General features: G+C 66.7%; 30 protein-coding genes and 1 pseudogene. 22 read left to right on the plus strand and 9 right to left on the minus strand.

All coding sequences use genetic code 11. The features are described from left to right. The first annotated feature begins 35 nt into the window (after positions 1–35). The 12 genes from B0G38_RS12980 to B0G38_RS13035 all read left to right on the plus strand — a co-directional run bounded on the left by B0G38_RS12980 (position 36) and on the right by B0G38_RS13035 (position 10,041). A complete protein-coding gene (locus tag B0G38_RS12980) occupies positions 36–422 on the plus strand; it encodes an ArsR/SmtB family transcription factor (RefSeq protein ID WP_169997961.1) in 387 nt (128 codons plus the stop codon). Further along, positions 419–1,336, plus strand: a complete 918-nt coding sequence (locus tag B0G38_RS12985) for a cation diffusion facilitator family transporter (protein ID WP_169997959.1) — start codon at positions 419–421, stop codon at positions 1,334–1,336. The genes B0G38_RS12980 and B0G38_RS12985 overlap by 4 nt, the downstream gene beginning before the upstream one ends. A gap of 48 nt (positions 1,337–1,384) precedes the next feature. Next, positions 1,385–2,041: a DsbA family protein gene (locus tag B0G38_RS12990; protein ID WP_169997980.1), complete on the plus strand. Its 657-nt coding sequence runs from the start codon at positions 1,385–1,387 to the stop codon at positions 2,039–2,041. 10 nt (positions 2,042–2,051) lie between these two features. After that, a complete protein-coding gene (locus B0G38_RS12995; RefSeq protein ID WP_240974805.1) occupies positions 2,052–3,068 on the plus strand; it encodes a cytochrome c oxidase assembly protein in 1,017 nt (338 codons plus the stop codon). Then, positions 3,065–4,969 carry a bifunctional copper resistance protein CopD/cytochrome c oxidase assembly protein gene (locus B0G38_RS13000; RefSeq protein WP_264669841.1) on the plus strand — a complete coding sequence of 635 codons (1,905 nt, stop codon included), beginning with the start codon at positions 3,065–3,067 and terminating at the stop codon, positions 4,967–4,969. Before B0G38_RS12995 ends, B0G38_RS13000 begins: the two co-directional genes overlap by 4 nt. A 5-nt stretch (positions 4,970–4,974) precedes the next feature. Then, entirely contained in the window at positions 4,975–5,715 is a 741-nt protein-coding gene (locus B0G38_RS13005) for a hypothetical protein (protein WP_169997957.1), read from the plus strand. 43 nt (positions 5,716–5,758) lie between these two features. After that, on the plus strand, positions 5,759–6,391 hold the full coding sequence (locus tag B0G38_RS23235) for a copper resistance CopC family protein (RefSeq protein ID WP_169997955.1): 633 nt from the start codon (positions 5,759–5,761) through the stop codon (positions 6,389–6,391). Positions 6,392–6,471: 80 nt separating this feature from the next. Next, entirely contained in the window at positions 6,472–7,221 is a 750-nt protein-coding gene (locus tag B0G38_RS13015; protein WP_169997953.1) for a cytochrome c biogenesis CcdA family protein, read from the plus strand. A gap of 15 nt (positions 7,222–7,236) precedes the next feature. After that, positions 7,237–7,866: a TlpA family protein disulfide reductase gene (locus B0G38_RS13020; protein WP_169997951.1), complete on the plus strand. Its 630-nt coding sequence runs from the start codon at positions 7,237–7,239 to the stop codon at positions 7,864–7,866. 32 nt (positions 7,867–7,898) lie between these two features. Continuing rightward, positions 7,899–8,522, plus strand: a complete 624-nt coding sequence (locus tag B0G38_RS13025) for a vitamin K epoxide reductase family protein (RefSeq protein ID WP_413542066.1) — start codon at positions 7,899–7,901, stop codon at positions 8,520–8,522. Positions 8,523–8,692: 170 nt separating this feature from the next. Continuing rightward, positions 8,693–9,652, plus strand: a complete 960-nt coding sequence (locus tag B0G38_RS13030; RefSeq protein WP_169997948.1) for an arsenic resistance protein — start codon at positions 8,693–8,695, stop codon at positions 9,650–9,652. Positions 9,653–9,834: 182 nt separating this feature from the next. Continuing rightward, on the plus strand, positions 9,835–10,041 hold the full coding sequence (locus tag B0G38_RS13035) for a hypothetical protein (RefSeq protein ID WP_169997946.1): 207 nt from the start codon (positions 9,835–9,837) through the stop codon (positions 10,039–10,041). Positions 10,042–10,299: 258 nt separating this feature from the next. Here B0G38_RS13035 and B0G38_RS13040 read toward each other — a convergent pair whose 3' ends face one another. Genes B0G38_RS13040 through B0G38_RS13050 form a run of 3 tightly spaced genes read right to left on the minus strand, consistent with a single transcriptional unit; the run spans position 10,300 to position 11,394 of the window. Then, on the minus strand, positions 10,300–10,686 hold the full coding sequence (locus tag B0G38_RS13040) for a DsrE family protein (protein ID WP_169997944.1): 387 nt from the start codon (positions 10,684–10,686) through the stop codon (positions 10,300–10,302). Then, positions 10,687–11,103 carry a DUF302 domain-containing protein gene (locus tag B0G38_RS13045; RefSeq protein WP_169997942.1) on the minus strand — a complete coding sequence of 139 codons (417 nt, stop codon included), beginning with the start codon at positions 11,101–11,103 and terminating at the stop codon, positions 10,687–10,689. A 33-nt stretch (positions 11,104–11,136) separates the two neighbouring features. Then, positions 11,137–11,394: a metal-sensitive transcriptional regulator gene (locus B0G38_RS13050; protein WP_142117514.1), complete on the minus strand. Its 258-nt coding sequence runs from the start codon at positions 11,392–11,394 to the stop codon at positions 11,137–11,139. A 122-nt stretch (positions 11,395–11,516) separates the two neighbouring features. On the opposite strand from B0G38_RS13050, the gene B0G38_RS13055 reads away from it, so the two are divergent. The 10 genes from B0G38_RS13055 to B0G38_RS13100 all read left to right on the plus strand — a co-directional run bounded on the left by B0G38_RS13055 (position 11,517) and on the right by B0G38_RS13100 (position 19,500). After that, on the plus strand, positions 11,517–12,140 hold the full coding sequence (locus tag B0G38_RS13055) for a rhodanese-like domain-containing protein (protein WP_169997940.1): 624 nt from the start codon (positions 11,517–11,519) through the stop codon (positions 12,138–12,140). Further along, complete coding sequence (locus B0G38_RS13060) at positions 12,137–13,048, plus strand: sulfite exporter TauE/SafE family protein (protein ID WP_169997939.1); 912 nt, start codon at positions 12,137–12,139, stop codon at positions 13,046–13,048. Before B0G38_RS13055 ends, B0G38_RS13060 begins: the two co-directional genes overlap by 4 nt. 71 nt (positions 13,049–13,119) lie before the next feature. Continuing rightward, a complete protein-coding gene (locus B0G38_RS13065; RefSeq protein ID WP_169997937.1) occupies positions 13,120–13,461 on the plus strand; it encodes a rhodanese-like domain-containing protein in 342 nt (113 codons plus the stop codon). A 44-nt stretch (positions 13,462–13,505) separates the two neighbouring features. Beyond that, entirely contained in the window at positions 13,506–13,802 is a 297-nt protein-coding gene (locus B0G38_RS13070) for a rhodanese-like domain-containing protein (RefSeq protein WP_169997935.1), read from the plus strand. A 77-nt stretch (positions 13,803–13,879) separates the two neighbouring features. Further along, positions 13,880–14,242, plus strand: coding sequence for a thioredoxin family protein (locus B0G38_RS13075; protein WP_169997933.1), 363 nt, complete (start codon positions 13,880–13,882; stop codon positions 14,240–14,242). 14 nt (positions 14,243–14,256) lie between these two features. Then, positions 14,257–14,655, plus strand: coding sequence for a rhodanese-like domain-containing protein (locus B0G38_RS13080; RefSeq protein WP_169997931.1), 399 nt, complete (start codon positions 14,257–14,259; stop codon positions 14,653–14,655). Between the two features lie 111 nt (positions 14,656–14,766). Then, a complete protein-coding gene (locus tag B0G38_RS13085) occupies positions 14,767–16,173 on the plus strand; it encodes an MBL fold metallo-hydrolase (RefSeq protein WP_264669842.1) in 1,407 nt (468 codons plus the stop codon). A gap of 83 nt (positions 16,174–16,256) precedes the next feature. Then, a complete protein-coding gene (locus B0G38_RS13090) occupies positions 16,257–16,529 on the plus strand; it encodes an SHOCT domain-containing protein (protein WP_169997927.1) in 273 nt (90 codons plus the stop codon). Further along, entirely contained in the window at positions 16,526–18,022 is a 1,497-nt protein-coding gene (locus B0G38_RS13095; RefSeq protein WP_169997925.1) for a multicopper oxidase family protein, read from the plus strand. Before B0G38_RS13090 ends, B0G38_RS13095 begins: the two co-directional genes overlap by 4 nt. Before the next feature lie 182 nt (positions 18,023–18,204). Next, complete coding sequence (locus tag B0G38_RS13100; RefSeq protein ID WP_169997923.1) at positions 18,205–19,500, plus strand: MFS transporter; 1,296 nt, start codon at positions 18,205–18,207, stop codon at positions 19,498–19,500. Positions 19,501–19,600: 100 nt separating this feature from the next. Here B0G38_RS13100 and B0G38_RS13105 read toward each other — a convergent pair whose 3' ends face one another. The 6 genes and pseudogenes from B0G38_RS13105 to B0G38_RS23335 all read right to left on the minus strand — a co-directional run. Further along, positions 19,601–20,212 carry a recombinase family protein gene (locus B0G38_RS13105; RefSeq protein ID WP_169997921.1) on the minus strand — a complete coding sequence of 204 codons (612 nt, stop codon included), beginning with the start codon at positions 20,210–20,212 and terminating at the stop codon, positions 19,601–19,603. A gap of 89 nt (positions 20,213–20,301) precedes the next feature. After that, entirely contained in the window at positions 20,302–21,507 is a 1,206-nt protein-coding gene (locus tag B0G38_RS13110) for a TniQ family protein (RefSeq protein WP_264669843.1), read from the minus strand. After that, positions 21,504–22,130, minus strand: coding sequence for a TniB family NTP-binding protein (locus B0G38_RS13115; protein WP_461610103.1), 627 nt, complete (start codon positions 22,128–22,130; stop codon positions 21,504–21,506). The genes B0G38_RS13110 and B0G38_RS13115 overlap by 4 nt, the downstream gene beginning before the upstream one ends. A gap of 98 nt (positions 22,131–22,228) precedes the next feature. Continuing rightward, the gene (locus B0G38_RS13120; RefSeq protein WP_264669844.1) at positions 22,229–22,804 is read right to left on the minus strand and encodes a DUF6262 family protein; all 576 of its coding nucleotides are present in this window, start codon (positions 22,802–22,804) and stop codon (positions 22,229–22,231) included. Then, positions 22,801–23,403 carry a hypothetical protein gene (locus tag B0G38_RS13125; protein ID WP_264669845.1) on the minus strand — a complete coding sequence of 201 codons (603 nt, stop codon included), beginning with the start codon at positions 23,401–23,403 and terminating at the stop codon, positions 22,801–22,803. The genes B0G38_RS13120 and B0G38_RS13125 overlap by 4 nt, the downstream gene beginning before the upstream one ends. 33 nt (positions 23,404–23,436) lie before the next feature. Next, positions 23,437–23,520: pseudogene (locus tag B0G38_RS23335) on the minus strand (hypothetical protein); the annotation flags it as partial. Positions 23,521–23,550: the final 30 nt, after the last annotated feature.

Below are 23,550 nucleotides of genomic sequence, written 5' to 3' on the forward strand. Positions count from 1 at the left end.
TGACTGAATTCAGAAAATTCTGTATGGTTTGGGCCATGAGGATTCTCTCCACCACTGATGTGCTGGCGCGTTTCGGGAAAGCTCTGGCCGATCCGACGCGTGCGGCCGTGCTGCTGGAACTGCGCAACGGCCCGGCGTTTCCCTCGGATCTGGCCGAACAGATCGGTGTCAGCCGGCAGACCCTCTCCAACCACCTGGCCTGCCTGCGCGACTGCGGTCTGGTGGTTGCCGAACCGGCCGGCCGCCGGATGAGTTACGAACTCTCCGATCCGAAGCTGGCCCACGCACTGGGGGACCTGTTGAGCACCATCCTCACGGTCGAGCCCGTCTGCAGCTGCGATGACCCCGGCTGCGAGGCTGCCGACCCGGCCCGGAACGGCTCACCCGCGGCACTGCTGGGCCCTGCAGGAGCCGGGACGTGAGCGGGCACGACCACGACCACGGCGCTCTGGCCCGGGGCCGGCGCGGCAAACTTGCGGTGGTCTTCGCCCTCACCGCGACGGTCATGGTCGCCGAGATCATCGGCGCCCTGGTTTCCGGAAGCCTGGCCCTGCTGGCCGACGCCGGGCACATGTTCACCGATTCCGCGGGACTGCTGATCGCCCTGCTGGCCGCGTCGCTGGCTCTGAAACCCCCGACGGACAAGCGGACCTGGGGATACAAGCGGGTCGAAATCATCGCTGCCGCCGGCCAGGCCGCCCTGCTGCTGGCCGTGGGCGGGTTCATCCTCTACGAGGGTATCCGGCGGCTGATTGACCCTCCCGAAGTCGAATCGGAGGCCATGCTCTGGTTCGGCATTATCGGCCTGGCCGGCAACCTCATCGGCCTGATCATCCTGGCCGCGGACCGGCGCAGCAACCTGAACATGAAGGCCGCGTTCCTGGAAGTCCTCAACGATGCCCTCGGCTCCGTCGCCGTCATCGTCTCCGCGGTCATCATCGCCGCCACGGGCTGGACCCGCGCCGACGCCATCGTCTCCCTGCTGATCGGTGCCCTGATCATCCCCCGGACCCTGGTCCTGCTCCGGGACACCATCGACGTGCTGATGGAAACCGCACCCAGGGGCCTTGACCTTGACCAGGTCCGCCGGCGCCTTCTCGCGCTGCCCCACGTCATCGACGTCCATGACCTGCACGCCTCCCGCGTCGATTCCGACACCCCCGTGCTCAGCGCACACGTCACGGTCCGGGACTCCTGCCTGACGGCCGACCACGTCTCCGTCGTGCTCGCCGATCTGCAGACCTGCGTCGCCGATGATTTCGCGGTGTCCATCGAACACTCCACCTTCCAGATCGAACCGGTCTCCCACCGCGGAACCGAAACCATCCGCCATTAACGGCCAGCACGATAGAACAGGAAACACGTGAGCACGAGCACTACCGGCATGGACAAAACGAAGAAAGCGAAAATCTTTCTCTGGATCCTTCTGGGCCTGATCGTCATCGGCGGAATCATCGGATTCACCCTCACGAAGAACTCCCTCACCGCTGCCGAACCCACGGACGGCGGCCAGGTCGTACGCGAAAACAGCCGGGTACTCTCCCAGGCGCCGGATGAGAAGGCGCAGTTCGTCGAATTCCTGGACTTCGAATGCGAATCCTGCCTCGCCGCGTACCCCTTCATCGAAGAGCTGCGGGCCGAGTACGGTGACACGGTCACCTTCATCAACAGGTATTTCCCCTTGCCGGGACACAAGAACTCCATGAACGCTGCCCTGTCCGTGGAAGCGGCAGCCCAGCAGGGTCAGTACGAGGCGATGTACCGCAAGATGTTCGACACCCAGAAACAGTGGGGCGAATCCTCCAACGATCAGAGCGCACTGTTCCGCACCTACGCCGAGGACCTGGGCCTGGACATGGGCGCCTATGACGCCGCGGTCGCCGACCCGGCCACCACGGAACGGATCGAAGCGGACAAGGCCGACGGGCAGGCCCTGGGCGTGTCCGGCACACCGACCTTCTACCTGGACGGAAAACTCCTCGAGCCCAAGTCCCTCGAAGAATTCCGGTCCGTGGTCGAGGCCGCAGCGAACGGCTCCTGACGTGCCCGTGATGTTCCGGCAAACCCCGTTCCCCGGGCTGGATGATCCGGGTGTTACCGGCCCCGTGTGGGTGCCGGCCCTGCCGCCGAGCCTGGAAACCCTGCTGGCGCCTACCCTGCAGCCGGTCCCGCTCATCCCGGTCCTGGCGGCGCTCATGGCGCTGGCCTACCTGGCCGGGGCGGCCCGGCTCTGGGCGGCCAACCGGCGCTGGCCGCTGTGGCGGACCCTGGTGTTCCTGGCCGGCTGCGCACTGATCGCGGTGACCATGGGCGCTGGCATCGAAGGCTACGGGCTGCGGATGTTCTCGGTCTTTATGTTCCAGCAGCTGACCCTGATGATGGCGGCCCCGCCGCTGCTGATCCTGGGCCGCCCGGGCACCCTGCTGCTGCGCGCGACCCCGCACAAGGGTCCGGGAAAACTGGTGCTCCGGCTGGCCCACGCAGGGCTGCGCTCCCGGTTGTCCCGGATCGCGATCCATCCCGGGTTCATGATCCCGCTGTTCCTGGTCGCCTTTTACGGCGTCTATCTGAGCGAACTGGCCGACACTCTGCTGCCGACCTGGTACGGACATATCGGCCTGGAACTGCTGTTCCTGGCCTCGGGCATCCTCTTCACCGTTCCGTTGATTTCCACGGATCCGTTGCCGATCCGGCAGACCCATTTCGGCCGGCTCATCGACATTTTCTCGGAAATGCCGCTGCACGCCTTTTTCGGCGTGATCATTATGATGGCCACCACCCCCATCGTCGGCTTCTTCGCCAACCCGCCGGACGCCTGGGGCGTGGACCCTGTGTCCGACCAGGGCGTCGCGGGGGGACTGGCCTGGTCCTACGGCGAGCTGCCGTCCCTGCTGATCCTGCTCTTCATCATGGTCCGCTGGCAGCGCGACGAATCCCGGCAGTCCAAACGCGCCGACGCCGACGCCGAGATCTACGGCACCCCCGAACTTGACGCCTACAACGACTACCTCGCCCGGCTGCAGCGCGGCCAAACATCCCCGGGGCAATCCAATGGCAGGTTCCCGTGAAAACACTTTCCACCCGGCACACCGGTACGCCGGCCCCACGCCGGCTGACCACCGGGATCATCGCGGCCGCCGCGGCAGCCCTGATAATTGCAGCGGCCGTGACCGGAATCGCCGGGCCCCGGCTCCTGGCCGATCCCGGCGCGATCGTGCGCTGGGGCCTGCCCGCGGCCACGACACTGCACCACCTGGCCATGGCCGTCACCCTCGGCGCCCTCGCCATCGCCGCCACCGTCCTGCCTCCGGCAACCGGGAACGGCCGGCCGCATCCGGCGCGGGAACACGCCATGGCCGTGGCCTCGGCCGCCGCGACCGTATGGGCCCTGGCCGCCGCGTCCATCCTCATCCTCGCCTACGCCGACACCGTCGGCCTGCCGGTCTCCGGTTCCCCGGAGTTCACCGAACAGCTTGCCTTCTACATGACCAACCACACCCTGGGCAGGACCTGGCTGGCCATCACGGTCATTTCAGCCATCGTGGCGACGCTGGCCTTCGCCGTGCGCTCCCCCGGCGCCGTCACCGCCACCGCCCTGCTGGCCGCGACAGCGGTCGTGCCGCTGTCGCTGATCGGCCATGTGGCCGGCAGCGACGACCATAACGGGGCGGTCAACGCTCTGGCCCTGCATCTGCTCGGTGCCAGCCTCTGGACCGGAGGAGTCATCACCCTCGGGCTGATAGCAGGCAAGCTAACGGCCGGGACCGACCTGATGCGCACAGCTCTCGCAAGATTCTCCATTATGGCCGGTACCGCGTTCGCCCTTGTCGTTGCCTCCGGCATCATCAACACCGCCTACCGGATCGGCGGCTGGGACGGACTGGCATCCACATACGGGTCCCTGGTCATCTTCAAAACCAGCGCAACCTTGGCCCTGGGCTACATCGGCTTCGAACACCGCCGCTGGATCGCCGGGAACACCGGCTCCCTGACCGGCCGCCGTCTCATCTGGCAGCTGATCACCGTGGAAACCCTCGTCCTGGGCGCGGTCATGGCCGTCGCCGCGGTCCTGGGCAAGACACCGCCGCCGGTGCCCCGTGTGCCGGAACCGCCGGCTACCCCGGCCAATATCCTCACCGGCTACGACCTCCCTCCCGAAGTGAGCGTCGGCGCCTGGCTGACACAGTGGCGCTGGGACTGGCTCTGGATCGCCGTCGCCGTGATCCTGACTTTGGCCTACCTCACCGCCGTCCGGCGGCTCCGCGCCGCCGGAAAGTCCTGGCCGTGGCGGCGCACCGCCGCATGGCTGGCAGGACTGGCGCTGCTGGTCTATGTGACCTCCGGCGCGCCCACGGTGTACCTGCCGGTCCTGTTCGGCATGCACACCGCCGCGCACCTGCTGCTCATCTTCGCCGTCCCGCTGCTGCTGACCGGTGCACGCCCCTATCTGCTGGCCTCGGCCACCCTCCCCCGGCGCACCGACGCCACCCTCGGATGGCGGGAAGCGATGAGCGCCTGGCCGGACTCCGGACCGGGTCGGCTGCTGGCCCGGCCGGCCGCAGCGGGCGTGCTCACCGCTGCAGCCCTGGCCGTCTTCTACTATTCCCCGCTGTTCCGCTGGTCGCTGGCTGACCATGTCGGGCACGAACTGATGATCTCGGCCTCCCTGGCCATCGGCCTGGTGCTGGCCGCCGCCGTGCTCGGCACCCGCCCGGGCAGTGGGAACCGGGCCGGTGTCTTCACACTGCTGGGCTTGTCCGCGTTGCTGGTGCTCTGGGCGGTCCACACCGCGGCCCTCGGCCAGCCGGTGCAGGGCGAATGGTTCGCGTCCCTCGGCCGTACGGACGCCGCCGGGGTGCTCGCAGACTTCCGTTCCGGGGCCGTGGCCATGCTGCTGGCCGGGGCCGTGCCGCTGCTGTGCGCCGCCGCTGCCACCGCTTTGCGTTCCACCCGAACGCGGAGGCTTTGACCGCCATGCCCGCTTCCACGGCCAACCGGCACCTGCGGAGCGCGGGTGCCCTGCCTCGCACCATCGTGGTGACGGTCGTGGTCATCGCCCTCGCCGCCGGGGCGCACACTGCCGGCGGCGGAACCCTGCCCGCGGCCGGCATCACTGCCACCTTGGGCGCATTGCTGTTACTTCCCGTGCGACTGCTGGTTTCCCGCCAGCTGCCTGCACGTGCCCTGCTGCCCGTGCTGGCCGCGGGCCAGCTGCTCCTGCATGAACTATTCGGTCTGCTCTCCCCGCACCAGGGATGCGCGCCCGCCGGCGGTCCACCGGCGCACCACGGGCCCGGACCGGGTACGTGGTGCGCCGCCGCCGCGGATGCCGTTCCGGCGGCCCATCTGCATCTGGGTGAAGGGCTCCCGGCCCTGCCCATGGCATTGGCGCATCTGCTTGCCGCGGCGGTCGCTGCCCTGATGATCGCCCGCGGTGAAACCGCCCTGCGCTTCGCCGCGGACTGCCTCCTTGCCTTGTTCCGCCTGCCCGCGCCCGCGCAGTGGATACCGGCGGTCCGTGTCCTTCCCGGAACATGTGGTTCCGTCCCGGTAGCCCGCACGGGGTACCGGAGGGACTCGCCGCGCGGGCCACCGGCCGGCATTGGTCCGGCTCCCACGCTGCGCCTGTGGCCCGAACGGGCTGCCGGCTCATGCTCTGATCCCGCTGCTCAACGAGCACGGCACTTCACCTATATTCCTGCCCGCCCTGCCTGAGACGACGCGGGGCCGGGCGACCCGTTTCTTTAAAGGAAAAACCATGAACAACCCGATGCCCTTCCGCCTGCCGCGCGCCGCGGCGGCGGCCCTTGCCTTCCTCCTGGCGGCAGCGCTTGTCCTGCTGCAGCCGGTATCCGGGGCTTTCGCGCACGATGAACTGCTGGGCAGCGACCCTGCCGACGGCGACACCGTCGAACAGATGCCCGGAGACATCGTCCTGCGCTATTCCGCGGACGTGGTCGGCCTCGGCAGCACCGTCCTGATCCAGGACGCCGAGGGCAACGACTGGACCGACGGCGAAACCCGCATCGTGGACGACGCCATGATCCAGGAAGTCCGCTCCGGGGCGCCGGCCGGTGACTACACGGTGCTGTGGCGCGCCGTGTCCTCGGACTCGCACCCCATCGAAGGAACACTGACCTTCACCGTTGCCGGATCGGCGGAGAGCCAGGCAACACCGGAAAGTACACCGGCTGCCTCCCCGTCTGCTGCTCCGGCACCGGCCACTCCCGCGGACTCCGCAGCACTGTCGACGGAAGCCGCAGGGGACAGCGAACAGGCAGCCACCGGTTCGGATGCCACCGGCGTCCTTATCGGGGCCGCGGTGGTCCTGGTCCTCATCGTCGCCCTGACCGCGTTCGTCGTGAGGAGGAAGGCCAAGGCCGGCAACTAGCCGCCCCTGGCCCTTTCCCGTTGCCGGTACACCCACGGTGTGCCGGCAACGGGCCCTCCGCCGTGCTGTAAAGGAACGACATGAGTATTGGCGGATACTTCGCCGAAATGGTCCAGTCCGGTGCGCTGCTGGTGGCCATGCCGCTGGCCATGACCGCCGGTCTGGTCTCATTCATCTCGCCCTGCATCCTGCCGCTCGTCCCCGGGTATCTGGGCTACGTGTCCGGGCTGGCCGACCCGTCCCGGCCGGACAGCCGGCGCCGGGTCCTGGCCGGCGTGGGCCTGTTCATCCTCGGCTTCGCCGCCGTGTTCACCCTCTACGGGGCAGCGTTCGGCGTGATCGGCGGGTGGCTGCTGCAATGGCAGGACACCCTGATCCGCGTCCTTGGCGTGTTCGTCGTGCTCATGGGCCTGGTCCTGGTCGGCAGGTTCTCCTTCTTCCAGACCACCAAAAAACTCTCCTTCAAGCCCAGGACCGGCGTCGCCGGCGCCCCGCTGCTCGGCGTGGTCTTCGGACTCGGCTGGACCCCCTGCATGGGCCCGACCCTCAGCGCCGTCCTGGCCCTGAGCACCACCACCGGGGACGCCTGGCGCGGCGCGCTGCTGGGCTTCCTCTACTGCCTGGGCCTGGGCATACCCTTCGTCCTCGTGGCCCTGGGCCTGGACTGGGTCACGAAAAGCCTGGGCTTCATCCGCCGCCACATCCGCCCGTTCAACATCATCGGCGGCTCCCTGCTCATCCTCGTGGGCGTGCTGATGGTCTCCGGAATCTGGATGCTCTGGATCTACCAGCTGCAAAACCTCGCCGGCACCTTCACCACCCCCGTCTAACCGGAAGGCACCACCATGAACCCCCGCATCCCCGTTCCTCCCGGCACACCGCGGCCTGGCCGCCGCGGCGTCCTGCTCGGCACGGCATTCGCTGCCCTGCTCCTCGCCGGCTGCGCCGCACCGGATTCGCTGGCCGCCCAGGCCAAGGCAGGAGACAACAAGAACTACATCGCCGGCGACGGCTCGGTCTCCGAATACGCCCCCGCAGGCCGGGGCAAACCCGTCCAGCTCACCGGCCGGCTCTACGACGGCACAGCCGTGGGCTCCACTGAGTGGGCGGACCAGGTCGTGGTGCTGAACTTCTGGTACGCCGCCTGCGCCCCCTGCCGCGTCGAAGCAGCCGACCTCGAAGCCCTGCACCAGGAATTCCAGGACGACGGCGTGCTGTTCTACGGCGTCAACCTCCGCGACTCCGCCGCCACCGCGGCGGCCTTTGAACGCAACTTCGGGACCACCTACCCCAGCTTCGACGACACCGACGGCGGAATCCTGCTCGTCCTCACCGAGTACGTACCGCCGCAGGCCGTTCCCACCACCCTCGTCCTGGACCGCCAGACCCGCGTGGCAGCCCGGATCCTGGGCGTGGCGCAGAAAAGCACCCTGAAGGCACTCATCTCCGACACGGCCAAGGGGCGCACCCCGTGAACACGTCAAATCGTACCGCCACGCCACGTCCCGTGACAGCGGCCCCGGAAGGCAATGCCGCAGGCGGTGCCCTGCCGGTTTTCGCCCGACAGCGGCCGTTCGGGTTCCTCCTGCTGGTCACCGGGGCGATAGGTTTCATTGCCTCAGGGATCCTGGTCCTGGAACGGCTGGAACTGTACAAGGACTCCGGGCACGCGACCAGCTGCGATATCAATCCCTGGGTCTCCTGCGGCCGGGTCATGAAAACCTGGCAATCGGAACTGTTCGGCTTCCCCAACCCCCTGATCGGCATCGCCGCGTTCGCCATCATCATCACCGTCGCGATGGCCATACTCGCGGGCGCCCGGTTCAGCCGCTGGTACTGGCTCGGGCTGCAAGCCGGCGTGACACTGGGCATGGTTTTCGTTGCCTGGCTATGGGGCCAGGCCCTCTTCGAAATCTACATCCTGTGCCTGTACTGCATGGTTGTCTGGGCCGCGATGATACCCATGTTCATCCTGCTGACCGTCAGAAACATGGCCCGTGGAGTCATCAAAGTACCAGCTGGCCTGGCCAGGGCCGCCTCCGAGTGGGCGTGGACTCTCGTGGCGGTGGTCTACGTCGGTGTGGCAGCCTCGGTTGTCGTTCGCTTTTTTAACGCTTTCGTGGGCGCTTAAGCCAATCCTGCGCTTACCTCGCGCAGGGCAAAGTGTCCGATCGCCGCGCATAAAAGAGTCGCAACATCCAACGGGTTCTCGTTTCCTCACGCAGGCTTTGTGCGCTGTCATGCGTCGGGTACGCATCTGTCTAGGCTTGGTACGTGGGAATAACGCCTTTGATCAAAACCATGGAACGGCATCAGATCGCCCTGTATCTGCTGGCCATCATCGTCGGCGCGGTGTTCGGCTGGCTGGTCCCTGCCGCCTCTGGGCCCCTCGAGCAGGCGATCAACCCCGTCCTGGGGTTGCTGCTGTTCGCGACGTTCCTGGGCATCCCGTTCGCCTCGACCAGCCAGGCGGTACGCGATGTCCGGTTCATGGCCACCGTTCTCGTCCTGAATTTCGTGGTCGTCCCGGCCGTGGTCTTCGGCCTGTCGCGGTTCATCGCCCATGATCAGGCCCTGCTGATCGGGGTGATGATGGTGCTCCTCACTCCCTGCATCGATTATGTAATCGTGTTTTCCGGACTGGCCGGCGGCGCCAATGAACGGCTCCTGGCTGCCGCGCCGCTGCTGATGCTGACACAGATGCTGCTGTTGCCCCTGTACCTGCTGCTGTTCATCGGCCCCGGCCTTGTTTCAGCCATCGAACCCGGACCTTTCATCGAGGCTCTGGTCCTGCTGATCATCATCCCGCTCGTGCTGGCGGCCCTCACGCAATGGTGGTCCCGGCGGGCAGCCGCCGGCCGGGACGTGATGGCGGTGATGGAAGGGCTGATGGTTCCGTTGATGATGCTGACGCTGGCCGTCGTCATCGGATCGCAGATCGTTGGCGTCGGGCACGAACTCGCATCACTGCTCTCAGTCATCCCCGTTTATGCCGCCTTCCTGGTGCTGATGGTCCCCGTCGGCAAGGCGGCGGCACGGGTAGCCGGGCTGGATGCGGGCAGTACGAAAGCCGTGATTTTCAGCGGCGCGACACGCAACTCGCTGGTCATCCTCCCGCTGGCCCTGGCCCTGCCCGAACCACTCGCCCTCGTGTCCCTTGTCGTCGTCACGCAGACCTTAGTCGAACTCCTCGGAATGGTCGCCTACGTCAAACTTCTTCCTCGAATCGTCAAACCGGACCACAAACTCCAGCCCAGCTAGGAGGGAACCGGGCATTCGGGACCGTAAGGCATCCCCGGCGTACCCGTGTTTGTGATGTCTTAAGATGCCACCCGGGCTGATATCGTCACCGCCGCCAAGCTGCGCGCCCACTGTCCGCCCCCGGGAGCCAGGCAGCGGGTTCGAGCGACGAGCTCCGTGCCGCCCTGGAGGCATACGCCCTCATGCTCCACCACCGCGGTGCCGGCGAGGCAGCGGCTTTCCTGCATCAAAACGCCCACGCAACCGATGCACAGCTGCACCTGCAGGACTTCATCGCCGAGCTCATCAGCCAGGCGGCAAAAGCCGGCGCTGTTCGGACAGACCTGGCACCACAGGACTTGGCGGTTTACGCATTGAGCGGGCTCAATGCCGCGGGCTCCGGGGTCTGAGGAGGATCGGTACGAAATTTCACGTTAGGCGTCAGGCGGCCCTTTTGCGCGTCCTGTTTGGGGATCCTTGACCGGGCGCTTTCTCAGGCGGGGCGAACGCGACATCGACCGAGGAATTGGAGGTGAACAGGCTGTTAGTTTCAGAAGTCGTCTGCACTTGCATGTCCGAAGTCGTCCGCACGGGTTGTACGGGGCTACGCAGAGATCGTGTTTTGTGCCTTGTCCGGCGCGGAGCGCGCGTCCGGAGAGCCACCTAATTTAGAGCCTGGCGTAGGCCCAGCCGTCCCATTGGCGCTGGGCCAGGTGTGAGATGGCCGCGGGAACCATGTCAATGCCGGGAGCGAGGTCTTTTTCTTCCAAGCCTGTTGAGCGCATGCTGTTGCCGCAGGCAAGGATGCTCACGTCCAGGTGCCGTGCGCTATTGACGGCCTCCGTGGCGTGTGAGTTTGTGGCGAGGAGTTTGACGCCGGGGCCCTGGACCACCACTTCGATGCCAGTTCCCGCGATGAGTGCGGCACGGGCGTTGGAGGCGCTGCGGAGGATGCTGGCAAGGGTGTCCTGCTCAAGCGGCCCAGCGGAGTGAATGAGAAAGCCCCTGCCGTGTCCATCTTTCACGGTTTCTGCCGGCGTCCTGTTTATGGACATTTACTTTGTTGCTTCACTCAGCCCGGCGAAGGCTGTACGGAGTCGGGTGCCGGCGTCGTCTGCCACTTCTTTCACGGCCGGCGTGTCGCTGAGTTGGACCATGGTCTGCGGGTCAATGGCCTCGATGATGGTCACGGCTGCGTCCTTGCTCCGCCGCACCACTACGTTGCACGGCAGCAGTGCACCGATTTCGGGCTCTGCGGCGAGGGCGCGGCTGGCCAGGGCCGGGTTGCAGGCGCCGAGGATGACGTAATCCCCGACGGCGTCCGCAGCTTCGGCGCCAAGCTTGGCTTCGAAGGTGGACCGGACGTTGATTTCGGTCAGGATTCCGAACCCCTGCGCGGCCAGGGCCCCGCGGGTGCGTTCCAGCGCTTCCGCCCAGGGAAGGGAGACGGTGGTGGCAAGGGTGTACGTCATGATGCTCCTCGAAGTTGCTCGACGGTCCGCTGTTTAGGCGAGGGAGAGGAAAAGCTTTTCCAGGTCTTTCCGGTCCATGGTCGCGTCCTTCTGGACAATGCACTGCTCCAGGCCGGTGGCAATGATGGCGAAGCCGGCACGGTCAAGGGCTTTGGACACGGCCGCCAGCTGGGTGACGACGTCCTTGCAGTCCCGGCCTTCTTCAAGCATCCGGGTGACGGCGGCAAGCTGGCCCTGTGCGCGCTTGAGGCGGTTGATCACTGGTGTGAGTTCGGTTGGGTTTAGTTCCATGGGGGTCTCCATCGATGGGGGTGCTGCCCTCAACTATATACCCCCGTGGGTGTTTTGACTACCCCCGGGGGTATCTGCAATACTCTGTGGGTATTCACCCGTCCCCTTCCGAGAGGCCACCCATGACGTCCCCTTCCAAGGCAACAGCCGTTACCGCACTCGCCCCCGGAACCCTCCAGTCCTGGTTCAAAGAGCACCAGGACCTCGTGGTGATCGACGTGCGTTCCGCCGCCGAATTCGAGTCCATGCACATCCGCGGCTCCTACAATGTGCCGCTGCCGCTGCTCTCCGAGCACACGGATGAGCTGGCGGCCCGGCTGGGCAGCCGCGTTGTGCTGGTCTGCCAGTCCGGTGCCCGCGCCGAGCAGGCACGGCAGCGCCTGGGCGGTGCCGGCATCGGCACCGCTTACGTCCTGACCGGCGGTGTCCCGGGGTTCGCGGCCGCCGGCGGCGACGTGGTCCGCGGCAAGAACCGCTGGGACCTGGAGCGCCAGGTACGCCTGGCCGCCGGCTCCCTTGTTGTCCTTGGCCTGGCGGGCGGCAAGTTCGTTTCCCCGAAGATCCGGATGCTTGCCGCCGCCATTGGCACGGGTCTGACCTTCTCCGCCGCGACGAACACCTGCGCGATGGGCCAGGCGATCTCGGCCATGCCGTGGAACAAGGCCGCCAAGGAGCCTACCCGCGAAAGCGCCATCCTGCAGTTCCCGGTCGGCCCGGCCGCAGAAGCCGAGGCCAAAGCGTCGTGACCATGACCCTGTTCCTTGTCCTTGCCCTGTCCGTGGTCATCGGGCTCTCGCTCGGCGTCCTGGGCGGCGGTGGCTCCATCCTTACTGTCCCGATCCTGGTCTATGTGGCCGGATTCGAGGCCAAGGAAGCGATCGCGGCGTCCCTGTTCGTGGTCGGCGTCACCTCCGCGGTGAGCGTGATCAGCCATGCCCGCGGCGGAAGGGTAATGTGGCGGACCGGTTTGATCTTCGGCGCCGCCGGCATGGCGGGCGCCTTCGTCGGCGGGCTGCTCGGCGGCCGGATCCCGGGTCAGATCCTGCTGATCGCCTTCGCCCTGATGATGGTGGCCACCTCTGTCGCGATGCTCCGCGGCAGGAAAAAGGCAGGCGGGGGTGACGGCGCCGAACCCGTGAAGCACGAACTTCCCCTGGGCCGGGTGCTGCTGGACGGCGCCGTCGTGGGTCTGGTCACCGGCCTGGTAGGCGCCGGCGGCGGATTCCTCGTCGTTCCCGCCCTGGCACTGCTGGGCGGCCTGCCGATGTCCGTGGCCGTCGGAACCTCGCTGGTGGTCATCGCCATGAAGTCCTTCGCCGGGCTCGCCGGCTACCTCACCACGGTGCACCTGGACTGGGGCCTGACCCTGGCCGTCACGGCAGCCGCGATAGTGGGTACCCTGGTGGGCTCCAAATTGGCGGGCCGTATCCCGGAAGCTGCCCTGCGGAAAGCATTCGGCTGGTTCGTCCTGGCGATGGGCACCTTTGTCCTGACCCAACAGGCGCCGGAGGAACTGCGCTGGATCATCGTCGCCGGTGTTGCTGCCCTGGCCGTGACTGCTGCCGGAATCTGCTGGTTTTTCGTCAACTCCTGCCCGTTGCGCAAGAACGACAGGAACAGCGCCCACAGAAGCGGCCAGCCCTCTCCGGCCTGACCGGCAGCCGAACCAGTACCGCTGCCGTCCCGCCGGGGCGCCACTCGATCAATACGAAAGGAATGAACGTCATGGGACTCATCAGCTCCCTGAAGAAGGCATTCAGCAAACCCTACAAAACCGTCTCCGTAGCCGAGGCCAAGGACCTTCTTTCCTCCGGCGCTACCTTGATCGATGTCCGATCTGCCCAGGAATGGCGCACCGGCCGGGCGCCCCAGGCCAAACACGTCCCCCTGGACCGGCTGCAGACCAGCACCGCCGGCATCCAGAAAACCCGGCCGGTCATCGCGATGTGCGCCTCCGGGGTCCGCTCGGCCTCCGCAGCCCGGCTCCTCGCCGCCCAGGGCTACGAAGTCTACTCCCTCCGCGGCGGCATAGGCGCTTGGCGCCAGGCCGGCGAAACCGTCCGCTAACCACACCACCCCGCTTTTGACCCGAACTTTCGAAGGAGAACCCCATGGCTGAAATCACCGTCACCGAAACCGACCAGCGCCGCGACCAGGCCCGGATCCTTGATGTCCGCGAAGATTTCGAAGTCGCCGACGGCATGATCCCCGGCGCCCTGCACATCCCCATGGGACAGCTGCAGACCCGCCTGTCCGAACTGGACCCCAGCGTCCCGGTCATCGCCGTCTGCCGCAGCGGGAACCGGTCCGCCCAGGTCGCTGACGCGCTCAACGGTGCCGGCTACACCGCGGACACCATGGCCGGCGGCATGACAGCCTGGACCCGCGCAGGCCTCCCCACCACCTGACCCCGTCATCTGGGCTCCCTTCAGGGCTCCACATCCTCCAAGCGCTTCGGACGACACCGGAAGGACACGAACGGATCATGGCAACCATCAACGTCACCCAAGAGAACCTCGCTGAAACCCTGGAGAACAACGGGATCGTCCTCGTGGATTTCTGGGCAGCCTGGTGCGGCCCGTGCCGCATGTTCGCCCCCACCTACGAGACAGCCTCCGTAAAGCACCCGGACATTGTCTTCGCCAAGGTGGACACCGAAGCTGAGCCGGCCCTCGCCGCAGCGGCCGGCATCATCTCCATCCCCACCCTGATGGCCTTCCGCGACAAAACCCTGGTCTTCTCCCAGCCCGGCGCCCTGAACGCCCGAGGACTGGAGCAGGTCATCCAGGCCGTGAAGAACCTGGACATGGACGAAGTCCACGCCGAAACCGCCCGGCAACAGGCCTGAAAAGGAACTACCACATGGCAGCCACGCGGACCATCACGGCCGATGAACTCGCCGTCACCTGGCCCGCAGCCGTGGTGGTCGACGTCCGCAGCCGTGAGGAATACGCCATCGCCCACATACCGGGCAGCCTCAACATCCCGCTGGATGACATATCCTCCCGGCTGAAGGACCTGCCGAACACAACGTTGCACCTGCTGTGCGGCTCAGGCAAGCGCAGCAGCCAGGCCGCACAAATCCTCGCGGACCGGGGTTACCAGACCGTGAACGTCGCCGGCGGGATCACCGAGTGGTACCGCAACGGCCGCCCCGTTATCTACGCCGCGGCCCCGGCGGACAACCCTCCTCCTGACCGGCGGCGCTCCCTAGGTTCCCTCCGGCACCGCCTCTTGAGTCGGGCGGCGCGGACATCCTGACCCTCAGGACCAAGGCCAGCTCCGGCCTTGCGTAATACCCCAGGGGGTATTAGTCTTGTTATCAGAACAACGGGGAAAACTCCCCCATCCCTTCCCGAAGGAGAGCATCACATGCTTATCGAGCGTATTTACGATGAAGACCTCGCCCAGGCCAGCTACCTGATCGGCTGCCAGGCCAACGGCACGGCTGTCGTGGTGGATGGCCGCCGCGACATCGCGGTCTATCAGGATCTGGCCGCGAAGAACGGCATGGAGATCGTGGCCGTCACCGAAACCCACATCCACGCCGACTACCTCTCCGGTACCCGCGAACTTGCCGCCGCCACGGGCGCGAAGATCTACGTCTCGGGTGAGGGCGGGCCCGACTGGCAGTACGAATTCGACGGTGAACGGCTCTACGACGGCGACGCGATCACCGTAGGCAACATCAGCATCCAGGCCGTCCACACCCCGGGCCACACCCCCGAGCACCTGTCCTTCCTCGTGACCGACGGGGCGTTCAGCGACCAGCCCGGCTACCTGCTCTCCGGCGACTTCGTCTTCTCCGGCGACCTGGGCCGGCCGGACCTGCTGGACGAAGCAGCCGGCGGGATCGACACCCGGTTCGAGGGCGCCAAGCAGCTCTTCGCGAGCCTGCGGGATAAGTTCCTGACGCTGCCGGACTACGTCCAGGTCCATCCTGCCCACGGCGCGGGCAGCGCCTGCGGCAAGGCTCTGGGTGCCGTCCCCTCCTCCACCGTCGGTTATGAGCGGCTCTACTCCTGGTGGGGACCTTACCTGGCCGCGAACGACGAACAGGGCTTCATCGACGAGCTCCTGGACGGACAGCCCGACGCCCATGCCTACTTCGGCCGGATGAAGCGTGAAAACCGTGAAGGACCGGCCGTCATGGGCGAACGCGCCCCGCTGCCCGAACTTGCCACCGGGATCGTTGCCGCGGGCCTGGCAGAAGATACGCTGACCTTCATCGACACCCGCCCCAACAGCGAAGTCCATAAGGGCACCGTGGTCCGGTCCCTGAACATCCCTGCCGGCAAGTCAGTAGCGAGTTACGGCGCCTGGGTGGTGAACCCGGAAACCGACAAGAACCCGCTGGTGCTCCTGGCCAAGGACCAGGAGCAGGCGCAGGACATGTGGGACCACCTGGTACGGGTCGGCATCGACAACGTCGCCGGCTACCTCACCGGCATCGACGGGCTGCCCACCTTCACCCCCAAGCTGATCCAGCCCGAAAAACTCGACGGGTTCGACGCCGCCATGGTGCTCGATGTCCGCAACAAGACCGAGCACACCGCCGGGCACGTCCCCGGCTCGCACCAGCTCAGCGGCGGCCGCGCCATGTGGCACCTGGATGAACTCCCGACCGAAGGAACCATTGTGAGCTACTGCCAGTCCGGTGTGCGGAACTCCGTCGCGGCCAGCGCCCTGCGCCGGGCCGGGTACGACGTCGTCGAGCTCGAGGGCAGCTACGCCGCCTGGGACGCCTGGCACAACTCCCATCAGTCAGCCAAGGCCTAGAACCACGACCCACCGGCACGTCCTGGAAAACCTGCGGTCAGGAACGGCCTGGCCGTGCACGAAAAGAGATAAGGAATCCCTTGATGATGAACGGCTTTGGTATGGGCGGAATGGGATTTGCCTGGATCTTCTGGCTTCTGCTGATCGCGGGCGTAGTCGTGCTCGCCGTGGTGCTGGTCAAAGCCTTCACCAGCAACGCCGGCGGCAACACACCCGCCGATATGCAAGGACCACCGCGCACAGGTGTCGGCCCCGCCCGTGCCCGGGAGATCCTTCAGGAGCGTTACGCCCGCGGGGAGATCAGCGCCGAGGAATACCAGGAACGGCGGCGGATACTGGAGGAGGACGGCCGGTGAGGCCGTTGACACGCCGCCAGCTGCTGGCACTGGGCGCGGTCGGTGCCGGCGCTGCCGCTGCCGGCGGCGCCGGGCTGTGGCTGACCACCGGCAACGGCCCGGGCTTCGGATACACCGGGGGTGAGGACCTGGCCGAACCCCAGGTGCTGGCCAGCCGCGGCGGTGTACTGGAGCTGGACCTGACCGCCGCGCCGGCACGGATCCAGGTCGGCGGGCGGGAGGCCTCCGTCCAGGCGTTCAACGGCTCCCTGCCCGGCCCGACCCTGCGGGTCCGCGCGGGCGACACGATCCGGATCACCATGCGCAACGGGCTGCAGGCTCCCACGAACCTGCACGTGCACGGACTGCACGTCTCCCCCCAGGGCAACAGCGACAACCCCTTCGTCAGCATCGACCCGGGCGGGTCCTTCGACTACGAATTCACCCTGCCAGAGGACCACCCGCCGGGCACCTACTGGTACCACCCGCACCGCCACGGGCACGTCGCCGGCCAGGTCGCCGCCGGCCTCTACGGCGCCATCGTGGTGGAGGACCCCGACCCGGTCCCGGTCACCCGGGACCGGGTCATGGTGGTCTCCGACCTGTCCCTGGATGCTTCCGGGAATCTCGCCGAGGTGGACCAGATGCAGCAGATGATGGGACGCGAGGGACAGATCGTCCTGGTCAACGGACAACTCCGCCCGCAACTGCGCGCCGCGCCCCGGGAGCGGGAGCGCTGGCGGATCATCAACGCCTGCCCCTCCCGGTACCTGCGCCTGGCACTGGAGGGCCAGGGGGTCCGGCTGCTCAGCCGGGACCTCGGGCGCCTGCCGGTCCCCGAGGACGTCACCGAAGTGGTTCTCGCCCCCGGCAACCGCGTTGAGCTGCTCGTGGACACCCGTGGCGGGTCCTCCACCCTCACCGCGGCCCCCGTGGACCGCGGCAGCATGAACGCCATGATGAGCGGGGCCATGAGGGGTGACAACGTACCCGGTGGCGACCCGGTCGAACTGCTCACCCTGGCCGTCTCGGGAAGCGCCGGCACTGACCCAGGGCCCGTGCCTGAGGGACAGCCGCTGCGCGATCTGCGGAACGAACCGGTCACCGCCGCCCGTACACTGGACTTCGCCATGGGCATGAACGGAAACATGAGCGGGGGAATGGGCATGGGCAGCGGACAGGGCACCATGATGGCCTTCACCATCAACGGACGGGAGTTCGACCCCGAACGGCTCGACGAGACGGCAGCAGCCGGGACCGTGGAAGAGTGGACCCTGGCCAACTCCAGCCCCATGGACCATCCCATCCACCTGCACGTGTGGCCCATGCAGATTATCCAGGACGGCGGCCGCGACGTGACCAGGCCCACTTGGCAGGACGTGGTCAACGTCCCCGCCCGCAGCCAGGTGAAAGTGCGGGTGGCCTTTGACGACTTTTCCGGCCGCACCGTGTTCCACTGCCACATCCTGGACCACGAAGACCAAGGCATGATGGCCACCGTCCAAGCCCGCTGACCAGCCAGCGACCGCGGGAAAACTCACTGCAACCCATGCATGGCTCTGCAACCTGTGCTCTACGACCCCCGGTGCGGATACGTCCAGAATCAAAACAGACACGGGCGGTAAACGGCCGGCTCCACAGGGACACCGCCGTCGGCTCAGCCGGATACCGCACCGAACACCGACAGGATCCGTCAATGGCCTCAGGCAACACCCCCGCCCGCCGGCAGCCCCGAACCCCAGAGGGCATCACGCTGGGCCTGCGGCAGAACCTGGCCCAGTTCATGCTCCTCGTCGCCGTCAACGCCCTGGTCGGCGGCACCCTTGGCCAGGAGCGGACGGTGCTGCCGCTGCTCGCCGGACAGGTCTTCCACCTCGACCAGTACACCTCCGCCCTGACCTACATCCTGGCGTTCGGGCTGGCCAAAGCCGCCACCAACTACTTCGCCGGAACCCTCTCGGACCGCCACGGCCGCAAACCCGTCCTGGTCGCCGGCTGGCTCATCGCCCTCCCGGTCCCGGTCCTGCTGATCTACGGACCCTCCTGGGGCTGGATCGTCGCGGCCAACGTGGTGCTCGGCATCAGCCAGGGCCTGACCTGGTCAACCACGGTGATGATGAAAATGGACCTCGTCGGCCCCGAACGCCGCGGCCTGGCCATGGGGTTGAACGAAGCAGCCGGTTACCTCGGCGTCGCAGGCACCGCACTGGCCACCGGTTACATCGCCTCCACCTACGGGCTGCGTCCAGGGCCGTTCCTGCTCGGTGCCGCCTTCATCGCGGTCGGACTCGGCCTGTCCGTCCTGGCCGTGCGGGAAACCCACCACCACGCCAAGGCCGAAGCCGCCGCCCATGTCCCGGTCCACGCCGGAAGCCAGGCCGGGCTGAGCAACCGTGCCGTCTTCACCCTGACCAGCTTCCGCGACAAATCCCTCTCCTCCGTCAGCCAGGCCGGGATGGTAAACAACCTCAACGACGGCCTCGCCTGGGGACTTTTCCCCGTCCTGTTCGCCGCCGCAGGGCTCAGCATCGAACGCATCGGCATCCTCGCCGCTCTCTACCCGGCCGTCTGGGGCGCCGGGCAGCTGGTCACCGGCGCGCTCTCGGACCGGATCGGGCGCAAACCCCTGATCGCCGGCGGCATGTTCGTCCAGGCCGCGGCGCTGGGCATGGTCGCCTTCGGGAATGACTTTGGAATTTGGCTTGCCGCCGTCATCCTGCTCGGTGCCGGCACCGCCATGGTCTACCCGACGCTGCTCGCAGCGATCGGCGACGTCGCCCACCCCGGGTGGCGGGCACGTTCAGTCGGCATCTACCGGCTATGGCGCGATGGCGGATTCGCCGTCGGCGCCCTGCTCTCGGGACTCATCGCCGACGCCTACGGCATCCCGGCAGCCGTATTGACCGTCACCGGCCTGACTGCGCTCTCCGGCTTCATCGTGGCCATCCGCATGCGCCCCATTGACCACATAAACCGCCGCCCCACAGGCTGATACATAGGGGATTAGGGCGGCGGCGGGGACAATTAGCCGCCCCGCGGCGCTGAACCGTAGGTTTAGGCCACTTTCCGTTCCCTGTTCACTGCCCGGCAGACTATCTGGAAAAAAGTTTCTCACCGTCCGGACGCAGTTCCCCTGTGGGTGATACGTGCCGGTACAGGGTCTGCCGGGTGATTCCCAGCTCGTCGCAGAGGTCTCCGACCTTGGTGTCGGGCTGGCCCATGGATGCCATGGCGAGCCGGACTTTGGCCGGTGTCATTTTGTAGGGCCGTCCGCCTTTTCGTCCGCGGGCCCGTGCCGAGGCGAGGCCGGCGAGGGTGCGTTCGGAGATGAGCTCGCGTTCGAATTCGGCCAGGGCCGCGAAGATCCCAAAGACCAGTTTCCCGGAGGCTGTGGTGGTGTCGATGGCTGCGCCCTGTCCGGTGAGGACTTTGAGGCCGATGCCCCGTTCGGTGAGGTTATGGACGACGTTGACCAGGTGGCGCAGGTCGCGGCCGAGGCGGTCAAGTTTCCAGACCACCAGGGTGTCGCCGTCCCGGAGGGCTTTGAGGCAGGCGGTCAGGTGCGGCCTGTCGTCGCGTTTGCCGGATGCCTTGTCTTCATACAACTGGCCGGAGTCGACGCCGGCGGCAAGCAGGGCATCGCGCTGCAGGTCGGTGGTCTGTGATCCGTCGGTTTTGGAAACCCGCATATAGCCGACCAGCATCGGTTGCCCTCCATCATTTATACGTTCGTTTAAGTGACAGTGCGATTCCGGATCCGGCTGGAATCAGACGATGTCACTTAACCCGTTATTTATTCTAAGTCAGGCAAAGGGTCATTGATTCTCTGTTTGTGACAAAAGTCGAGGGGTATGTGAAGCTCGGCGAAGGTTTCCCGGAGACTGCCCACGGATTCTTCACTCCGGCACCCGTATCGTGCGAAGTCGTAGAGCTGCTGCGCGACGAGCGGGTCTACTTTGGCTGCTGCGATGCAGACTTCCGGTGCGTCCGTTGCCTGTTTCCAGAGCTCATCGAGAGTCGGCTTCTCTTGAGCGGTTGCTGTCCGTGTGCCAGGCCGTGTTCCGTCGCTGATCCGGGGGTTCGGTTCGGGACGCAGGAGGTGCGCGGAGGTACCCAGAGCGGTCAGTGAGCCGGCTTCGATCAGTTCCATCGCGGCGGCGGCTGCTTCGAGCAGCTGCTGCTGGACGGCCCAATGAAGGGTCTCGAACGGCTGCCACGAATACAGGCCGGCCCGAAAAGGGTGGCCGCAGTGTTCCCAGACACGACGCACGTCCTCCAGTTGCCGGCCATATCGTCCCTGCGCGGTGGTGAGTTCGTCCAGGAGGGTCCGCAGCAGCCGGAACCAGATGCCGGCGTGAACCGGATACCGGGGAAGATCGACGGAACCGGTGGTTATCGCCTGCCAGGTCCGCCGGTCCATGAGGGACAGCGACTCCGGCAGCGGCCGCTGGTCATGGGCGGGAGTTGCCCACAGAATGTAGTCAGGAGGATGTCCTTCGTAGGTTTCGAGCCGGCGCCCGTGGACCAGGCAGCTGGCCATGAGCGGCAATTGCCGGAAGAGCAGTAGCGCCGGGCTGGATTCCAGGCAGTCCGGGCATCCCCGCCGCGCCCCGGTTTCCGGCAGCCATGGCCGCCACTTCCGCGGGGCGTAGATATTGCGCCGCTTCGGCGGCAGGAGCACCGAGAGCTGGTGCACATAGGTTTCGTAAGCGCCGGGGGCAGGGATGAGGCTGTCGAAGAGCCATGGCACCCAGCCGGCCATGGTCATTGCGTTTACGCGGTGTTGGTCAAGACCGGTGCGCTTGGCGAGCTCTTCGAGCAGGTCCGTCGGCGGGTTCAGATCCAGCTCGGGGTCGCTGAGTTCCCTTTGGCCGAGTCCGTATTCGAGCAGCGCGTCGGAGTACATGCCGTAGCTGGCAGCGATCCGCCGCAGCCAGGAAGACAACGATTCCATTTCTACAGGTGCCGGGTGCAGGGGCCAGCGTTCCGGCGGTCTCACATCAGTTCGCGTTCGAACAAGCGCCGCCGTTCGGTGGGTCCTGCGTAGTCGGCCATGACCAGGGTGCGGCGATTGATGCGTTCTTCACCGCTTTCCACGGCGGCGATCGCCGCGGTGGTCAAGAGCCGGGTGAGTTCGCCAATGGTTCCCTCGCTTCGGGTTAGCAAATACTGCGCCATATCGGGGGTAGCGATGTCCGAGGGGCGCTGCAGCGGCAGGGCGGCGGCGAAGCTGGCCAACAACGACAGTGTGTCCTCACCCGTATTCCACAGGGGAAGGACGATGGGTTCGAACCGGTTCTCCAACTGATCATCGGATCTGACCGCAAGATACGCCTCCCGTGTTCCGACGCCGATGATCGGGATGCGCAGCTCGTTGCCCAGGAATCGCAGGAGATTGAGGAACTCCCGGCGGCTGTTGCCCTGCCCGGCGAGGACATTGTGCAGCTCATCGACTTTACCGACCGCAGGAGCTCGTGAAGCGGCTCTGAACTGCGACGATACATAGACTACATGTCCGCGACGGCGAGTTGGGTCGATTTGCTGCAGCGTGTCGGGTGTTCTCGGTGTTGCTCGTCGCGGCGGGTTGCCTGCCCTTTTCCGCATCTGCTTGTTGAACTGCATCGAGGTCGCCGACGCGCGGCGGGCGTGGGCGCGATCCGGCCCGGTGACCAGGGATTTCCTTGGTCACCGGGCAGGACGGAGCGGCACGGTCTGGATTTTCAGGGGCCCGCGATCTGGGCTTCGAGGTCGGCGACGCGTCGGTCCTGGAAGCGCAGGTTTGAGCGGGCGGCCTTGAGCCGCTCGTCGAGCGTGCGGTTCTCGGCCGTCATCTGGCGGACGCGCTGTTTGAGGGTGGTGTTCTCGGTGGTGATCCGCTGGACGGCTTCCTCTGTCCATTCGGCCTGCAAGTCACGGATCTGGCCGAGGAGTTCACCGATGCGGGTGCGTTGGGTGAGGATCTCGGCTTGGGCGGCCTTGAGGCCTTCCTCGGCGTTCAGGGCGCGTTCGCGCCACGTCGCCTCGCGTCCGCTGTCCTGGTCTACGAGCATCTGGGACCGGCGTTTACCGGCCTCGGCCATCGCCGTGGCGATGGCGGTCCTGGCCTGGACGTTGTCGTAGAGGAAGGTGCGCGAGACATCCGCTCGGCGGGCGACGGCGGCGACGCTGACCTGGGCTTTCTCGCGCCGGAGCCGAGCGATGGCCTGATGGACCCGCTCGAGGGCGGTTTCGGTCTTACGGCGGCGGGCGGCCTGGGCCGCTGCGGTGCGGGGCTCGGGGACGGTAGCGGTGTTCATGCGGCGTCCTGTTCGGGGTCGGTGTCCTCGATCGTGGGCGTATCGATGTACTCGCTCTCCTCGTCGTTGCCCGCGTCGGCGAGGTCGGTGGCGCGGAAGGCGGTGGACCACACGCGGTGAAAGTAGTCCTGGGGTTTGCGCAGGTCCAGGGCGAGGGCGTCGTCGAGGAGGCCGAGGCCGGCCAGGGCCTTCTCCAGGCCATCGATGGCGCGGGCGGTGGGCTTGAAGTACTTGTGGAGGTAGTCGGCGGTGGCGTCGTCCGGGGCGCCTTCGGCCAGCAGCCGCCACTGCTCGCGCTTACGGCGCCAATAGAGGAGGTCGGCGCCTGAGAGGACGAACTTGTCGCAGTTGTGGCAGTCCAGGTTCCAGGGGCAGGCGCCGCCGCTGACGACGGGCTGGAAGGTGCAGAACCCGCCCTCGGCCGGCGTGCTGCGGCGCGACAGGTCGATCGCCAGTGCCTGGGCCTGCTGGCGGGTGAGCGGGGCGGCGTCCCCGGCGAGGAGCTCGCCGGGCTGGGCCGTGCCGGGGCCGGCAACCCAGACGTGCTGAAGCACGTTCTCCAGGTCGGAACTGGTCAGGTGAACATAGTGCTCCGCCATGCGATCACTGACCTGTCCGAGGTATCGGCGGATGTGGGTCAGTGTGGCGCCGTGGCGCAGCAGGTTGGTGGCCAGGGTGTGGCGAGCCTGGTGGGGGACATAGTGGCCGAGGTCCATGGCATCCACCCAGGGCCGGAACCTGCTGTA

It is taken from the genome of Crystallibacter permensis (assembly GCF_025960875.1).
GTDB classification, from domain to species: domain Bacteria; phylum Actinomycetota; class Actinomycetes; order Actinomycetales; family Micrococcaceae; genus Crystallibacter; species Crystallibacter permensis.

Excerpts from the sequence above, each read along its gene's own strand:
- B0G38_RS13005 (WP_169997957.1), top strand. The coding sequence starts at position 4,975 with ATGCCCGCTTCCACGGCCAACCGGCACCTGCGGAGCGCGGGTGCCCTG.
- B0G38_RS13050 (WP_142117514.1), bottom strand. The coding sequence starts at position 11,394 with ATGGAACTAAACCCAACCGAACTCACACCAGTGATCAACCGCCTCAAG.
- B0G38_RS12990 (WP_169997980.1), top strand. The coding sequence starts at position 1,385 with ATGGACAAAACGAAGAAAGCGAAAATCTTTCTCTGGATCCTTCTGGGC.
- B0G38_RS13070 (WP_169997935.1), top strand. The coding sequence starts at position 13,506 with ATGGCTGAAATCACCGTCACCGAAACCGACCAGCGCCGCGACCAGGCC.
- B0G38_RS13015 (WP_169997953.1), top strand. The coding sequence starts at position 6,472 with ATGAGTATTGGCGGATACTTCGCCGAAATGGTCCAGTCCGGTGCGCTG.
- B0G38_RS13035 (WP_169997946.1), top strand. The coding sequence starts at position 9,835 with ATGCTCCACCACCGCGGTGCCGGCGAGGCAGCGGCTTTCCTGCATCAA.
- B0G38_RS13125 (WP_264669845.1), bottom strand. The coding sequence starts at position 23,403 with ATGGCGGAGCACTATGTTCACCTGACCAGTTCCGACCTGGAGAACGTG.
- B0G38_RS13030 (WP_169997948.1), top strand. The coding sequence starts at position 8,693 with ATGGAACGGCATCAGATCGCCCTGTATCTGCTGGCCATCATCGTCGGC.
- B0G38_RS13105 (WP_169997921.1), bottom strand. The coding sequence starts at position 20,212 with ATGCTGGTCGGCTATATGCGGGTTTCCAAAACCGACGGATCACAGACC.
- B0G38_RS13075 (WP_169997933.1), top strand. The coding sequence starts at position 13,880 with ATGGCAACCATCAACGTCACCCAAGAGAACCTCGCTGAAACCCTGGAG.
- B0G38_RS12980 (WP_169997961.1), top strand. The coding sequence starts at position 36 with ATGAGGATTCTCTCCACCACTGATGTGCTGGCGCGTTTCGGGAAAGCT.
- B0G38_RS13045 (WP_169997942.1), bottom strand. The coding sequence starts at position 11,103 with ATGACGTACACCCTTGCCACCACCGTCTCCCTTCCCTGGGCGGAAGCG.
- B0G38_RS13080 (WP_169997931.1), top strand. The coding sequence starts at position 14,257 with ATGGCAGCCACGCGGACCATCACGGCCGATGAACTCGCCGTCACCTGG.
- B0G38_RS13065 (WP_169997937.1), top strand. The coding sequence starts at position 13,120 with ATGGGACTCATCAGCTCCCTGAAGAAGGCATTCAGCAAACCCTACAAA.
- B0G38_RS13090 (WP_169997927.1), top strand. The coding sequence starts at position 16,257 with ATGATGAACGGCTTTGGTATGGGCGGAATGGGATTTGCCTGGATCTTC.
- B0G38_RS13115 (WP_461610103.1), bottom strand. The coding sequence starts at position 22,130 with ATGCAGTTCAACAAGCAGATGCGGAAAAGGGCAGGCAACCCGCCGCGA.
- B0G38_RS13100 (WP_169997923.1), top strand. The coding sequence starts at position 18,205 with ATGGCCTCAGGCAACACCCCCGCCCGCCGGCAGCCCCGAACCCCAGAG.
- B0G38_RS12995 (WP_240974805.1), top strand. The coding sequence starts at position 2,052 with ATGTTCCGGCAAACCCCGTTCCCCGGGCTGGATGATCCGGGTGTTACC.
- B0G38_RS13055 (WP_169997940.1), top strand. The coding sequence starts at position 11,517 with ATGACGTCCCCTTCCAAGGCAACAGCCGTTACCGCACTCGCCCCCGGA.
- B0G38_RS13120 (WP_264669844.1), bottom strand. The coding sequence starts at position 22,804 with ATGAACACCGCTACCGTCCCCGAGCCCCGCACCGCAGCGGCCCAGGCC.
- B0G38_RS13085 (WP_264669842.1), top strand. The coding sequence starts at position 14,767 with ATGCTTATCGAGCGTATTTACGATGAAGACCTCGCCCAGGCCAGCTAC.
- B0G38_RS13040 (WP_169997944.1), bottom strand. The coding sequence starts at position 10,686 with ATGTCCATAAACAGGACGCCGGCAGAAACCGTGAAAGATGGACACGGC.
- B0G38_RS13020 (WP_169997951.1), top strand. The coding sequence starts at position 7,237 with ATGAACCCCCGCATCCCCGTTCCTCCCGGCACACCGCGGCCTGGCCGC.
- B0G38_RS23235 (WP_169997955.1), top strand. The coding sequence starts at position 5,759 with ATGAACAACCCGATGCCCTTCCGCCTGCCGCGCGCCGCGGCGGCGGCC.